This window comes from Paenibacillus sp. Y568, assembly GCF_059445545.1.
In genome coordinates this window covers 325,185-341,176 of sequence record NZ_JCAIUM010000002.1, presented here as the reverse complement: position 1 = coordinate 341,176, position 15,992 = coordinate 325,185, and the positions used below count along the sequence as shown (strand labels likewise).

Annotated in this window: 13 protein-coding genes; all 13 read right to left on the bottom strand. The window is 39.3% G+C overall.

Annotated elements, in window-relative coordinates:
- Nucleotides 1-14: 14 nt before the first annotated feature.
- On the bottom strand, nt 15-2,291 hold the full coding sequence (locus AC1D7X_RS04645) for an AraC family transcriptional regulator (RefSeq protein ID WP_495474722.1): 2,277 nt from the start codon (nt 2,289-2,291) through the stop codon (nt 15-17).
- Nucleotides 2,292-2,840: 549 nt separating this feature from the next.
- Nucleotides 2,841-3,551: an ABC transporter permease gene (locus tag AC1D7X_RS04640; protein WP_495474721.1), complete on the bottom strand. Its 711-nt coding sequence runs from the start codon at nt 3,549-3,551 to the stop codon at nt 2,841-2,843.
- Nucleotides 3,548-4,393, bottom strand: a complete 846-nt coding sequence (locus tag AC1D7X_RS04635) for an ABC transporter ATP-binding protein (RefSeq protein ID WP_495474720.1) — start codon at nt 4,391-4,393, stop codon at nt 3,548-3,550. Before AC1D7X_RS04635 ends, AC1D7X_RS04640 begins: the two co-directional genes overlap by 4 nt.
- 177 nt (nt 4,394-4,570) lie before the next feature.
- The gene (locus tag AC1D7X_RS04630; protein ID WP_495474719.1) at nt 4,571-5,506 is read right to left on the bottom strand and encodes a LytTR family DNA-binding domain-containing protein; all 936 of its coding nucleotides are present in this window, start codon (nt 5,504-5,506) and stop codon (nt 4,571-4,573) included.
- Between the two features lie 243 nt (nt 5,507-5,749).
- Nucleotides 5,750-7,969 carry a sensor histidine kinase gene (locus tag AC1D7X_RS04625; RefSeq protein WP_495474718.1) on the bottom strand — a complete coding sequence of 740 codons (2,220 nt, stop codon included), beginning with the start codon at nt 7,967-7,969 and terminating at the stop codon, nt 5,750-5,752.
- Nucleotides 7,947-8,639, bottom strand: a complete 693-nt coding sequence (locus AC1D7X_RS04620) for a response regulator transcription factor (RefSeq protein WP_495456091.1) — start codon at nt 8,637-8,639, stop codon at nt 7,947-7,949. Before AC1D7X_RS04620 ends, AC1D7X_RS04625 begins: the two co-directional genes overlap by 23 nt.
- A gap of 246 nt (nt 8,640-8,885) precedes the next feature.
- Nucleotides 8,886-9,428 (bottom strand): helicase, encoded by a 543-nt coding sequence (locus AC1D7X_RS04615; protein ID WP_495474717.1) that lies wholly within the window; start codon nt 9,426-9,428, stop codon nt 8,886-8,888.
- A gap of 363 nt (nt 9,429-9,791) precedes the next feature.
- A complete protein-coding gene (locus AC1D7X_RS04610) occupies nt 9,792-10,466 on the bottom strand; it encodes a stalk domain-containing protein (protein ID WP_495456093.1) in 675 nt (224 codons plus the stop codon).
- Between the two features lie 133 nt (nt 10,467-10,599).
- Nucleotides 10,600-11,334 (bottom strand): class I SAM-dependent methyltransferase, encoded by a 735-nt coding sequence (locus AC1D7X_RS04605; protein WP_495456378.1) that lies wholly within the window; start codon nt 11,332-11,334, stop codon nt 10,600-10,602.
- 136 nt (nt 11,335-11,470) lie between these two features.
- Complete coding sequence (locus AC1D7X_RS04600; protein ID WP_495456094.1) at nt 11,471-11,794, bottom strand: LysR substrate-binding domain-containing protein; 324 nt, start codon at nt 11,792-11,794, stop codon at nt 11,471-11,473.
- A gap of 191 nt (nt 11,795-11,985) precedes the next feature.
- The gene (locus tag AC1D7X_RS04595) at nt 11,986-12,363 is read right to left on the bottom strand and encodes a hypothetical protein (RefSeq protein WP_495456095.1); all 378 of its coding nucleotides are present in this window, start codon (nt 12,361-12,363) and stop codon (nt 11,986-11,988) included.
- 569 nt (nt 12,364-12,932) lie between these two features.
- Nucleotides 12,933-13,682, bottom strand: a complete 750-nt coding sequence (locus AC1D7X_RS04590; protein WP_495456096.1) for an AAA family ATPase — start codon at nt 13,680-13,682, stop codon at nt 12,933-12,935.
- Between the two features lie 88 nt (nt 13,683-13,770).
- Complete coding sequence (locus AC1D7X_RS04585; RefSeq protein WP_495456097.1) at nt 13,771-15,981, bottom strand: MMPL family transporter; 2,211 nt, start codon at nt 15,979-15,981, stop codon at nt 13,771-13,773.
- Nucleotides 15,982-15,992 lie beyond the last annotated feature (11 nt).

The window sequence follows — 15,992 nt, the reverse complement described above, 5'->3', positions numbered from 1 at the left end:
TGTTTCTTCATCTGTTACTGGATTGTCTTGTATTTCCCTGGTGTGATCCCTTCATACTTCTTGAATACACGAATGAACGCATGACCACTTGTGAATCCGACCCGACCTGCTGTCTCATCAATACTCGCTCCTTCTAGCAACAGCGCCTTGGCAGCTTCAACACGAGTCTGACTAATATAATCGTGTAGCCCCCGACCTATCTGTTCACGGAACAATCGAGATACATACTGCGGTGTCAATCGGAATTGTTCCCCAATCAGTGACACGCTTAAGTTCTTATCGTTGTAGTTCTCCTGCACGAATCCCACAATTTTCTCACCGATCCCTGCGCTCGTCTGTACATTCTGCTTACACCGAAGCACAGTGCATATCCGATCAAATATGTCGAGAAGCTCTTGATGGAATTCCATCTTCGTTGAGCATGACAACAGTCGTTTTAATGGACGCCATTCATCCCAAGCCATACCGGCTTGCTCTTGGTCGGGAATCGTCTTGATCAGCGTAGTCGCTACATCAACCAGGACACACTTCGCGATTTCATACGACGTTTCCCTCTGGAAAGCTTGTTGTATAACGTTGTCGATCATTTGCTTCGCCTTCTCGAATTCATCGGCCTTTAAGTAATTGATCAGAATCATCTGGTCGTTCACCGTGAAGAAATAACTACTCTCGCTCGGTTTGATATCCCCGTACCAGATCAACATCCCTTCTCCTAACAGCATACTGAATTCTTGGGCTTCCAAAGCCTGAATATACGCCTGATGTACACCATCCAAGCCAGTTTGAAGCTCACTCCCTACCGTCGTAAAGCGAAGCTTATACCGGACCGTAATGAATTCGCAAGCTTGCGCTAAGTTTTCCTCTATATCCTCTTTCCATTGCTCCTCACGATCCGGATCGACGTTTACAACCGCTGCGAGTGTTCCGTCTACATCCGTGAAATGTAACGTTAGGCAGTCACCGACCGAATCCGCAATGATATTGGACACGATAAACTGAGACAAGGTTAGATCTTTTATCCCCCCCTCCTCGCTATCGATATAAAATAACAGAACGGCGAAACGATCGGACGTCCAAGACAAATTGTGAGTCTTCGCCAGCTCCGACGACGGAACGTTCCGATCCACCTGCCCCTTTAACAGCCTCCCTAGGTAGTAATTCTGCAAAACCCGAAGCTGTTGAACGTGTTTATTGTTCATATCGTCCCTCTCTCGAATTGTCGCGAGCACACTTCTCCGAATGAACATATATTCGTCCATGTCCGGTCCAGTCCCTTGCAAGGCACTCCGGGAAAACACACTCACCAGTTGTTTTACAGGATCATAGTTTTTACGAGCGAAATAATAAATGACCACGCCACCGATTACGCAGCAAAGTAAAAGCCCAAGTATGTTCATCGTACGAATGGTCCTGGCACGCTCCCAGAAGACGTCGGTTGGAAACACACTGATATACTTCCAACCCGTTGTATCAGACGACTCAATCGTTACCATCGATTCAATTCCTTGAAAAGTGTCGGTAAAGGTGCCCGTCCCGTGGTCGTTCCATTCTTGGTACGACGATAGATTTATTGTAGAATCCTCAGCGTTCTGAAACAGGATTTGGTTATTCGTATCCATGATGAACACTTGACCTTGTTCCACCCAATCGATGTTCGCTAGCAGAGTCATAATCTTCTCAGTATTAAGCGGTATTATAAGCGTTCCGGCCGAGTCACCCTCCGTTTGCATCTGCAACGACCGAATGTAGGATGGGGTATATGCGATCTCACCTTGGTTCTCAACTGGAATCGATACATAACCTTCAGACTGAGATCGGTTGATCAACTCAAGCCAGTCCTTGTAAGTGAACGTATTCGTCTGATGTTTCATTTCGTAAAATAGCTGATCCTTTACATATGTTTCGCTAGAGAGTACGGATTGCAGAGGTTTTGAATAGAGGTATATTCCCTTAATAAAATCGTTAGTGGATAGCAACTTGTTCAGTTCTTGTTTCATTCCATATATAGAATAGGCACTTTCATTTGCTGGCGAAGTTAACAATCTCCGTACATCCGGATGAATGGATAGCTGAGTGGCCAAACGCTCAGTCTGAATTAGCTCTGCGTCCACGATATATCTCACTTGCAACAGCATTGCACTGCTTGCCCTCTCGATCTCGTATTTCACGATTCCCCTAGTCTGGCTGTAAATGATGACACTAAGAATAACGGGTATGCATAAGATCACGGCGTACGACACGATCCATCGAAATGCCACACTTCGCGTGAAGTTTCTTCTTCCCCAATTCAATTCATTTCCCCCTAAGCCGCTTATCATGATGTTCATTCCTCTAATGCGGTAATTGTTCAAGAAATTGTACTGATTCTATTACGGAAAATAGATCTTCTGTTTGGAAGAGATTTTCAATACACTCACTCTACCAATCTAATTGGTGAAAGTGCCATTCGGATGTCTATGATCATCAAGTGAACTCTACCACTCTTATTGAAAGCGTTTACAGTATTAAATTTAACAATATTTACCTTACTATTCTATTTAAAAATTAAAGTTTATACTTTAAAAAATATAGTACTTTTAGAATTCACTCAAGATAGAAACGATACAACTATTTATAATTAAATAGTCAAAAGCCATGATGCTCAACGAAAGTTGAAAATCATGGCTTCTTCAAGTGTGGAATTATTGCGTGACATACTTGCGTGTTCCTATGAATGCGGCAATATATCCGTATCCCGTTCCTTCACAAGAAGCACCTCGCAAAATCGATCGACCTATAATACTGACTCGAAAGAAAATAGATTTCTGACAATGTCAGATGCTCTTTTGTAATTTTTTTTACTACTCATCCTTTAACCGTCGTTGATACAAAACAATAGACACAATCGTTAATACAATCGTCCATGCCAAAATAATGAGCAGGGGTTTTAATAAATCTCCCGTCGTAAAGCCTGTATTGCTTATATCTAGCAACTGCACAAGTTGACTGCTTGGTACATACTCCAGCACTTTAAATATCGGATAATCCTTCACTAGTAACGATCCCCATGGTGCCGCAGTGAATACGATCAGCACAGGAAACACAGATAATGATGCTTCAAGCACCGTCTTGGAGAATAAACCACATATCGTCCCGGCTGCTGTGTATAGAATAATTGTAAGAATGATAGCTACCAGAAATGCCCATATTGGTGCTGGATCATAGCCAAATATATATGTAACAACAGCCAGAACGACAGAAGACATTACAAAGACTAGAGCACTTTTGCCGATTAAAACATCCATGGCCGTGGCAGGAGTCATCATTAATGAACGTAAGGTGTTGCGCTCCTTTTCTTCCGCAATCAAGCATGCTTGTACAAAGCTCGTTAACAGCGCAAACGAAAAATTCAGAACAAAACCAAATGTTCCACCCGAGGTTATGCCTTGGCCTTTATAAAGGAACGCTATGAGTATTGGGAAAATTAACATAATAGAAACAGCATAATTGCGTGAAAACTCTTTGTAATCCTTAACAAATATCGCCCGGGCACGTTTTAATGAGATACTCATAGTAACTCACTTCCTGTCATTTTAATAAAGATATCTCCTAGACTTGGCTCTTTCGTTTCTAATCGATCAATTAACCCTCGTTTCATCCAATCGGCGATTTGATCAGCCGTTCCCTCATCGATCGGGAGCTCATAAGTTTCTCCATTGATTAGTTCAACACGAACTACGTTTTCTCGATGCTGTCGTTTAAGTTCCTTGGGTGAGCCGATGGTTTGGATTTGTCCCTGATACAATATCGCTACACGGTTACATATCAATTCTGCCTCAGCCATATCATGCGTAGTTAAAAAAATCGTTGTCCCTTTCTCATTTAAGTAGCGTAAACCTTTATAAATATGTGCTGAGTTTACAGGATCTAAAGCCGAAGTAGGTTCATCTAAAAATAATAATTCTGGCTCATGGATAATCGCGCATGCCAACATAACACGCTGACGCATCCCTTTCGATAAGAGATTAACTTTCTTTTTGCGCTCTCCGCTTAAGTTTACAAACTGCAGCACCTTATCGACCGAAGATCTAGGTAGATCATATAACTTACGATACAGATCTAGATTTTCCTCAATCGATAACCTCTCATATAGACCACTGTTATCCGTCAAAATGCCAAAGCGTATCTTCTGTGCAGACTCCTGCATCATCTCCGCTGGCTGATTAAATACACTAGCATATCCACTTGTCGGATTTAACTGTGCAGTTAAAATCTTTATTAATGTTGTTTTTCCCGAACCACTCGGACCTAAGAAACCAAAAATTTCCCCTTTCGGAATTGAAAAAGACACATCTGCTAACGCATCCTTATTTCCAAATCTCTTACGAATACGTTCTACCTGGACAACATCCATTAACACCACTTCCTTAGCATTGATGACTTAAACATATACATATTGCCAGCTTCGTGCCATCAAAATCAGCTGAAATGTAGCTGTTATCGCCTGAATGGTACCATCAATACCTGATTGGTGCGATATTTCCCCGGAAATGGCATATGCTTACGAAGTTATGTTTGCTTCGCAAACATTTTATATATTAAGAAGTGTTTTTAATTCCTGCAATTTTGAACGGGATAACGGAACCACAGCATCTTGACCTGTATTTAACCGCAAGTTGTAACTATTCTTCGTCCATGTAATAATCTCTCTTATTTTTTGCAGATTAACGATATAGGATCGATGACATCTAAAAAAACCGAAATTTATCAACTTCTTCTCAAGCTCGGTCAACGTCAAAACACAGTCATAATTTTCCCCACCCACATGAACAAGGATCGAACCATCTATACTTTCTATGTAATCGATTTCAGGCGGATTAAATAAAATCACTTTGTCGTTTCGTTTGGTAGAGATCTTCTGCAAGATTATATTGGCCTCATCTTGTTTCTGTACTTCCTGCTTATCCTCTTCTGAGTCCCGAATATCCAATTGATGAAATCCAAATTCGTTCAATCGATAAATTGCATCACAGGAAATAATGGCATCCTCTAAATTCGAAGTTATAACTAAAATCTGCTTTTCTTTCGAAAGGTCATCTAAAATCCGTTTAAAATGACGACGATCTTGTTCTTCCAAGTAAAAATAGGGTTCCTCCAGTACAAGTGTAGGCTGATGCGCAAAAAAGACACGCAGCAATGCCACATACATCCTTTTCGATGGGCTTAGATCCTTTATTTTTACCTTCCGTACTTCTTTTAAAGCAAAATAATCCATTAACAAAGCGACATGCTCATTCCTCTCCGTTACTTTGCTTAGAAAGGTTATGAGCTCTTCTACCGTTAAACGCATATACTCGCCTTGTTGAGCTCGAAATAAATAAAATTGGGAATGATCAACCAATTGTTTCATTAAAAACTGCTTTCGCTTCAAGTCCGTTATAATGCCTATCGATTGGTTCGATGTCATATTTAATTCGAATTTCGGTAGAAATAATTCCCCATCAATATACATTGGTTGAAATTGCATGCCGTCTTCCTGGTAAGTGCCATTATGGATATATAATACAATTATAATGTCAGGATACTTTTTTGTCAGTTTCTATTAAAAAAATAAAACAACATACTGCCCATGAATGATATTAAACAAAGATACGACCGGATTTATTGTACTGCGCCCCGGTCGTATCTATGTTATTTACTATTTATTAATCTCACCGTTATTCCACTTTCAACCACGGATGATCTTTAAACATACGCAAATTTCATTTCATTAATCCACTAGCTTCAGAGAAATACTCACTTTAAATAAGTCGCCATCCGTTTCAATATCAAGACTACCTTCATGAATGTCCACGATTGATTTCGCAATGGCTAACCCTAGTCCAGAACCTTCCGTATGACGCGAAGAATCTCCACGTTTGAACCGTTCGAATAGCTCATCCATATTTTCACTAAGTTCATATTTCGAGACATTCTTAAACGAAAGAATCACCTGATTGTCAAGCTTACGCACTGTAATATAAACGCGCGAGTTCTCAAGCGAATAGTTAAGAACATTTCCAATTAGGTTATCAAAGACACGCCATAACTTTTTCCCGTCGACTAAGGCGTAAACTGGCATATCCGTATACGAAATCCGGAATTGCAGACAGGATTCATTAATAGTGTCATCATATTCCGCAAGTGCCTGTTGTAATAGCTGGACGAGATCCACCTTTTCCATTGTCAACTCCATATTTCCACTGGCCATTTTCGAAACTTCAAATAGATCATCAATCAACACCTTTAACCGCTTGGAGTTTCTGTCAATAATTTCGAGATAGGCTTTCCTTTCCTCATCTGATAAATTCGTCGTTTTTAATAGCTCAGTATACGTAATAATAGAGGTTAGCGGTGTCCTTAGGTCATGACTTACATTTGTAATTAACTCTGTTTTTAGGCGTTCACTCTTTGCCTGTTCGTTCTGCGATTGTTTTACATCTTGCTTTAACATGTTGATATTACTAGCGAGCATGGCTAGAACAGATGTCCCTGATACCTGCATATCCTCGCCTAGATTTCCAACAGTCAATTCATTTGTTTTGTTTACAATCCGGTTGAAATACCCGATGTTTTTAATCAACACCACTACTATTGGAAGCCCTATTAACCCAAGCAATAATATATATATAACAAGAAAGATAGGATCTACGATAATCATGATCGATAATAAACCTAACCCAAATACTGCCGCTAATACGATAAACAACTGCATGCCCATGCTCTTATTTATAAAAACATCTTTCAGACTACGTATTACTTTATTGAACAATGCCTTAATGCTTCGGCATGCTTTAGACAAGATTGCCTTTTCCCATACTTTTTTAAGGTTTTTCCTATCCTTTAATTCTGCAGTAAGAAATTTCCCTTGAACAAGGGTAAGAAACCAAAGGACTGATCCCACTACTAAGCAGATTAATATATCCCAGCCGTAAATAAATAGATTGTCAAAGTTATAAAAAATTTGTTCATTAATTAAAACTAGGTAGATCATAGAAACAATTCCTATTGTCGCGAAGATAAATATTCTCAAATCAATGGGAACCTTATTATAATAGGGTCGCCATTTTTCAATTCCAGCAAGATTAACTTTCTCTTTTTTCAAGAGATAGAAACACAGAATAAGGGCGATTACGCTTGTTAAAATATACACCAACCATATCATTTGCATCTGTTTATAGCGTTCATATTCGATCATAACCGGGTTCGATGAAGATAGAGATTTAGATACCGCAATCTGTCCTTCAAAAGGAACAAATGAACTTTCCAGTTCAGTCGGAATGCTATAATAATACATCATAGATTCTCTGGATATAGAATAATTGGTTATAAACAACATGTTGTTGGGAGACATATCGTCTTTCGTTAATTCATCTTGTGAGTTGTTTAGATTTGTATTGACTTTTCCAGTTTCACTATTTTTAAAATAGTAAGAAAAAGCATCTTTGTATTTCATAAATTCCGCACGGTGATCCTCTCGTTCCTTGTTGAACTCATCTATTTTTTGTTCTTTTTCATTTATAACCTTTGTTTTAATAAATTCATCATTCTTGATCCCATTGGTAATATCCTCTATTTTTTTATCTCTTTCCGCTAGATAGATATCCGCTACATCTTGGTCATCCATTTCCATTGCTTGCTGTATAAGAAATTCATACTCATCTTTTATGTTAGTAATTAGATATCCAAACCGATCACGATACTCATTAATTTCGTCTTCAGAGACCACTATCGCTTTTTTCGCTTCCTTTAAATTCATATTGTTTAGCTCGAACATGCTTAAATCCCCGGCGAATCGGTCGAGCTCGTATTGAAACTCAGGAGTGTGGAAATAGTCCTGATGAACGTAATCGTTGCTATTTGTGAAGAAGGATGCGATCCCACTTATGCCAAAACAAAACATAAAAACGCAAGCACCCATGATGATTCTATTTTTCCATTTTGTATCCAATTCCCCATACCACCTTTAAGTATCTTGGATTTTTCGGATCAATTTCAATTTTCTCGCGAATTTTTCTAACGTGGACGGCTACCGTATTTTCTGCGTTATAGCAAGGCTCCTTCCATACACGTTCATAGATTTCATTGATCGAGAATACTCTTCCGGCGTTAGTCATAAGTAATTCAACAATTTTATATTCAATTGGAGTAAGCTTCACGGGGTCTCCATGTACGGTCACTTCTTTTGCTGATTTGTCTAATGTGAGGCCATTTAGATCAATTATTTTTTTAATACCTTCATAAGTACCGAGAGTCACATATCTTCTCAACTGGGATTTCACGCGGGCGACGAGTTCCATTGGATTGAACGGTTTTGTGACATAATCATCCGCTCCCATATGTAGGCCTAATATCTTATCAGCATCCTCACTTTTTGCACTCAAAATAATGATAGGAATGTTTTTCTGCTCCCGAATTTTATATGTAGTGGAAATCCCATCCAACTTGGGCATCATAATATCTAATATAATGAGATGGATTGGGTGTTCATTTATGATTTCTAAAGCTTCAATCCCATCCTTTGCCTTTAACACGGTAACTCCTTCATTTTTCAAGTAAATTTCAATAACATCCCGTATTTCCTTTTCATCATCAACAACAAGTACATAAAAGTGTTCCATTTCCAACCTACCTTCCTGCATTCATCCTTCATTAGCTTAATTATAGACGGAATATATTAACAAAGATTTACGATAATTATGAAGAACTTCTTAATATTCTTATAAATTGCTCAAATAGTTCCGTTATACCTGCTCGTTAAACAAGTAGAAACGGCTGCGCCATCCTTTTCCAAGGGCGGCACAGCCGTTTCAGCGGAACTCTTCCCTCTTCTCACTCATCAGAGGAGAAAAGCATATCGAAATGGTCTAATTTGTTTGACAAAAGATAAAATGGTCATCAGGATTCCAAACATGAATATGGTCAGCAATGTATCCACGCAGCCATAACGCGTCATCAATTCGTCTAAGATAAAAACCTTTAGGAAAATCATCATCTTCCGTTAGTATCTCCGATGCTATTGTGATGGAACCGGAAGGAGCTTGATGTCGCTGTATGGGATTACCCGCAAAACCTTCAGGCTGATCCAGATACTTCAGTCTAAGGTGCAGTCCTAGCTCAAGAGGACACAGTTCCAACCCAAGTTCTCTTGCTCTATTAAAAATTTGAGGCGTAGTAGCTCCATCCGGAAAACCAAGGGCAATAACGGTTAGTTCAACAGTATGTAGGCTGTACTTTGTATCAGAAGTCGTAAATTTATTGTCTGCTAATAGCCTCTCTCCGAGCTCATTTATTAAGATAGAGTATTGTTGCAATTTCTGAATAAGCTGCAATTTAGTAAGTCCGCCAACCTCTACTGTTCTCATTATAGTTGGGCAATTAGGGTATATTTTCTCTTTTTCGATACGCATTCGTAGTCACTCCTAACAAATTGGATGTATAGACAGAAAAACCTGAAAAGTAAAAATAAAGTGAAGTCCATAACGCATGGTTGCAATTACATTCCATCTTTACGCGCGAAATGCAATACCGTTGCTCCATTTGGCTTTTGATTCACTTGTTTTGTTGAATGCACTTTATGTCAAGACCGTTTTTCAAATTATTAAATCGTCAGCTATCATGAGATATGAATTGCCACAATTATAGAAACAGCGGTAGGCGTGGACGAGAAAATAAATTCCTAGACTGCCGCTGTTTAATGGGCTAAGGTGTCCCAATAAGGTTGAATGCCATACATGACTGATCCTTAGAGAGACGGTTTTATCTGGATACCCTTATTTTATATCTTCGCTATGAAAAGAAATCCCGGGAACCGGAGAATATTCTTTCAACTTTTCCTCTTTGACTTGCCAAATGCCTTTAATTAAGTAACCGTATGTCGAATCTGTTTTTGCTGGTTCTAACACAAAATCCAGGGTTTGTTTTATTAGACCTGCCTCTTGCTTCACAATTGCAACTCGTACCGCAATAATAAAATTTTTATCCTGCTTCACGTCTATAAATTGGGTGTCAATTACGGCTGGAAAGATTCCGCCTATTGGGATGGTAATTTCGGGACCAATCACGTCGCTGTCGAAATCTTCGGAACGAAGAGACTTCACTATGTCGAGGTTCCGTGAATCAAAGCCGATGATATATTGCATGATTAGGTCATGAATGGGTTGCCAGTAGATATTCTTCGCTAAATCGTCATCCCATACGTTTTCCTCGGTACTAATTTCAACTGTCTTGGAATCCTTATTCCAATGGACATTAGCCCCAAATGCTTTTGCGATCGTGCTGATCGGTACAAGCACTCGCCCGTTCTCAATTTTAGGCATAACATCCGTGGATACAGGATTACCATTAAGTGCAACATGAATCGAGCTGGATGCGTTTACTACCGTTGCTGCCGAGAGAAGAACTACACCAATAAGTACAGATTTTAAGCATTTCTTGAAATATTTCATAAATAGCTAACATCTCCTACCATCAGATTTTTCTTGCGACGAAAGAGTGAAATAGTTCCCTCAAATAAACAAGTCTTCCCGTTATCTTAATTAGAAAAATGTACAGTATCGTCCGAATAGTCAGTTCCCAGACTCACGCTTTTTCTGCAGAAATAATCAAGAACATCGGTCGACGATTCTCATCTTGCATCATCGAGTCATTCTTTAACAATTCATCTGAAGGCATGGGTTCTTTAACGGCTTTCAATACAAATCCAGCCTCAATTATGTCATTCATATATGTAGAGATGGTTCGGTGATATTTAATAACATTGGGTGCTAAGAATGATGTTGTGCGTACGCCTTCTGATTGATATTGATCTACGGGCCAATGCATACGATTTCCTTGTTCATCATAGTACCAATCTTGTTCATCACGAGAAGTGAAAATAGGATGTTCAACAGAAAAAATGAAAGTCCCACCTGGCTTTAGATAAGCATGTACTTTTGCACAAATGTCTGCGAATGATTCGATATAGTGAAAAGCCAATGAACTGATAACCACATCAAATTGTGCATTTTCAAATTGAATGTCTTCAATAGGTAAGTGTACATATGAAATGGCAGGATCATTTGTTTGTTCGCGAGCCTGTTGAAGCATCCTTTCAGATATATCTACACCTATTACTGAACGTGCTTGTTTCTCGCGCGCAAATAGACAATGCCAACCGTAACCGCAACCTAAATCAAGCACACTTTTATCTCGTAATTCTGGCATTAATCCTTTTAACACATGCCATTCTCCTGCACCTTCAAGTCCATTGATTGAACGGGGCATTTGCTTATATGCAGAAAAGAAATTTGGATCATCGTATTTGTTTTGTTTCATCATCTACATCTCCTTGCTCTTTGAAATCGAATCAATTTAATTCTCTATACTCTTTCCTATTAAAAAAACTCAGGAGTTCAGATTGAAAACTTTGTGCCGTAAAACTAAGCTCACGATTTTTATGAACAATTAGGCCCTACGAAAAACTCATTTTGGAATTAAACGGTAGGATCTTTAGTGTACCCGTCTTAAGTTCGTTGTTGATAGCTATTTCAGGAACTAAAGCATACCCTTTTCCACAGCTTACATATTGTTTTATCATCTCAAGACTTGATAGCTCCAACGCATCTTTAACCATAATCCCGGCATTTCTCAAAACATCTACAGCATTCGTATGATACAAACAAGATGTGCCGCTACTGATAAAAAGTTCATCATTAAGAATCTGGAATCCACCGTTTCTCACTTTCTGAGATATCTCTTCAGATGCAGCAAACACGATGGCTGATCGCTCATTCATACTTTCTTTAGGGGATTGAGTTAAGTGAACATACTGATAAGTATATTTTGAAATATTTAAGTTAGAATATCTTAATAGGTAGCAGAAGATGATCTCGGTTGCCTATTGTTATGGTGCTATCGATTTCTGATTATTCAAACCATTAAAGTCTGTTAGCAAACTATCCCCTGTTCCGTTAGCGTAATAAGTCTCTATTCGGTAAATAGAACTTTATACTCCTGAGGAATAACCGCTATGCTCTGGATAGCTTGTTCCTCGTCTGGGATTAAATTCACAAGTACCATCTCACCATTATCTAATGTGATGACTGTATAGCTTTTAAATTCTGCACCTGCTGAATTGATTCCCTTAATTTTTTCGAATAATCCCTTTGTGGCAGACAGCCTTTTTTCTTCAGTGAATAATGTCTGAAACTGATCGAAGTCATCCATAGACAAGGAGTGTTTCAAAGAGATGGCTGTAGCATTCGGTGTACCTTGGGATGAAGAGCAGGAGACAAGCAAAGCAATCATCAAACTAAAAGTAAGAACTGAAAATATCTTTTTGATCCGTTTATTTTGTTTTAACATTTTTATTAAACACCACCATTTTATAGGAACGACAAATTTTTAGCTTTTCAATTATTCATTTCTTCCTAAAAATTAAATAAGAAAAATAAATCACTCCCCCAACACCCAAAATCATTGATATACCAAACAATATCCATACTATTACCACAACAGTATCACTAAGACCGTTACCTACTGGGCCAACTTTTGGTTCAATAAAATCAATCAGTTTCCATATACCATATAAAATGAGAAATATTGAGGCGAACAATCCAACAAAGGTTTTCTGTTTAATGTTACTAACCCCCTCACTACTGTACTGTTAACGAAGTAACTCAATCATTAGCTTAATAAACAAATAATACCATATATTCGAACTACCCTCCCATTAGTTAAACAAAGACAGCGGATCCAGTGACCTGCTGCCTTTGTGTCTTTATTAAGCTATCGTGTCCCGTCGTATTATGAGGTTAGCCAGTATTTACTGGTTGACCTCATTTAGTCTGTACATGGATGAGAGCAAAACTCCATAACACTAATATGGAAACACCGGTCACCGGCGTTTGTTTTACACCCTAATCTCTAAGCTCTCACTCATCATCAGAGAACAGCATATCGAAATACCGTTCACGATGATTCAGGAAATCTCGGGTCAAGCTATAATGTTCCGTATCTTCGTATTCTATTGGGTCTATTGATGACTCTGAGAAATGTAGGATTTGAGCATGAGGATATGCCATGAGCATTGGAGAATGCGTCGCAATAATGAACTGCGCTTGTCCACTTTGTTCCATCTCCCATATCAATCTCATAAAGGATAGCTGGCTCTGTGGAGATAACGCCGACTCTGGTTCATCTAATAAATACAGCCCCTTTTTATCTAATCGATTGTTAAAAAAGGTTAAAAAGGCTTGTCCATGTGACCGTTCATTCAAGGATTTCCCACCATACGGGCCATAAGCAGAACTCCCCACATCGGGATCATCTGCTAACTCATCGATATAATTCGCGAATGCATCAAACGTCTCCGCTCGAAAATAAAACCCATGATTCACTTTAGGCATCCAACTTAATTTCATAATCGATGCAAGCGAGGTATTATCTTTCTCTTTCTGAATGACCAGATCTTTTCCCCCAATGATACTAAATCCACAACTGAGTCCGATCGATTCCAATAAAGTAGATTTACCCGAACCATTCTCTCCAGTTAGAAAGGTCACATTGCTCTCTAACTGTAAGGTGTTTAAACTACGCAGTGCAGGGATTTGAAATGGAAATTGATGTTCATCTTCACGAGACAAACTATCCCAATTTAGACTAATCCTCTTTAGAAAAGACATAGGGTCTCCTTTCGGTTGCGTTCAATACTTTAAGAATACCAAATTTATTGATTTATTTGTAAAAGGAATCCACTCTAAGTTCAGACTCCTATTTTCTCTGAAATGGCATCCACCAATTCATTTGTCCAAGAAGAGACATCAATGAAGGAACAAGGACCAATCGAATGATGGTGGCATCCATAAATATCGCTGCTGCAATTCCGATACCTAGTTGCTTTACCCCTACGACATCTGCGAAGGCAAAGGGTAAGGTGACCGCAATCATAATTGCAGCTGCCGATGTGATAATCCGTCCTGTTGTAGATAACCCAGAAGTGACAGCTTCCATGTGATCACCTGTACGTTCATAGACTTCAGACATGCGAGATAAGAGGAACACTCCGTAATCCATACTAATTCCAAATACCATACCAAATACAAACACAGGGATCATTATCGCAATCGCATTAGGCTCTAATCCCAATCTCCCTTTTTCAAAAATAAAGGTTAATATACCGAACGAAGCACCTAGACTCAGTAGATTCATAACGATCGCTTTAATTGGAATCAGAATAGATCGGAATGCAAGGCATAACACAATAAAATTAGTCACACCAATGAATAATAGGATAGAACCGATATGCCTCGAAATTTCATCAAATATCTCCTGTTGATACTTCGCCTCTCCCCCAACGACCAATGGTAGTTCCGCAGAAGCTCCCTTCGCTTCCAAATCCCGTAACCAATCCGAAGCTACTTTCGAACCAGCGGTACCTTGTATTGTCAACCGCAAGAGCATTTTATTATCCCTGATCGCAGATTGTAATTCTGGCTCCATCTTCGTCATAAAAGTTGGATTCTGAAGCATACGAAGTAACTGTTGCTCGGTCAACAATGGAAACTGATCAAATATGGATTCTATGCTGATCACCCCTGGATCTTGTTTCAACCGTTGCACCCATTGGTACGCGTCAATCCAATCTTGAGATGTGAATATAGCATTTCTTCCTTCCGCAATTATAACAACCTCGGAGCTAGAATCTGAGGTGAAGTGATCTTTGTAAAGCTCTGCTGCTATCCGTGATTCATATCCCTTTGGAAGTGAATTATCATCAGGTATGCTAATCACCATATGGCGTAATGGTAAAAGACAGCTAAGTAACACGATCGATGCGACAAGTACGGATATGACAGGTCTTTTCATAATCATACGTGACCAGCGATCCCAGAAGCCTAAAGATTGTAACTTAGCATGGTGATGCTGGTTTTCCTGAGTTCTATGAAATGTGTCGGCTTGTTGAGATTTCTGTCTGTTGGGGACTATAGGTCTGGCAGCTATATATGGAGCTACTATACTAAGTAGCGCTGGAAGCAACGTTAAGTTAAGTAAGAGGGATATGATTAGAACAACCATGGCACCTAAGGCAACCGTTATGAACAGAGGTAATTGAATAAACTGAATCGCCATTAAGCCAAGTATTACACATGCTGCTGAGAATACTACAGCTCGTCCCGCCGTGCTCATCGATATAATTAACGACTCTTCTATATTTCTTCCGGGGAGTTCCTCCTGAAACCGACTAATAATCACAAGCGCAAAATCAATGCTCAACGCTAACCCTACCATCGGAATCACACTTAATACAAAATTAGATAATTCCATTACCGTACCGACCAACGTCATGATACCAAGGGTACCTGTTACTCCAATAATTCCTATGATAAGCGGAAGTATGGCAAAGGTAATACCTCTGAACGCAAATATTAATATTAAAAAGGCTATGGGTAAACCGATTAGCTCAGCTGTCTTCAATCCGTGACGACTTGCTTGATTCACATCCATTTGGATAACCGATTTGCCTGTCACACCCACTGAAATGTGCGAAAACTTAGGTAGGCGTTCTCTAATCTGTTCTAGCACCGGTCCGATCTCATAGGCATGTTGACGAAATCCAAGAAGTGCATACGCCACATTACCATGGAACATTCCTTCTCGATCAAGCGGAGAAATGTGTAGAGATAGTCCCTCAATCTCCTGCATACTCATTAGAACACTCTCTATGTATCGATGATACTGCTGTTTGGTTACAGATGGTTCTTTTTCAAAAACTAACATAATGGGCTCATTGGGAATTCCAAAATCGGATGATAATACTTCCTGTACGCGTGTAAAGCTCCCATCTGACACAAGACCGTGATCCTTAAGTACAGTTGGTAGCTTCAACGCATACGTACCAAACACGACAAAAAATGCCGTCCACAATACGATGATCCATATCGGAAACCGATAGGAAAGTTTAGCAAGCATACGATACACCATGATACAGCTCT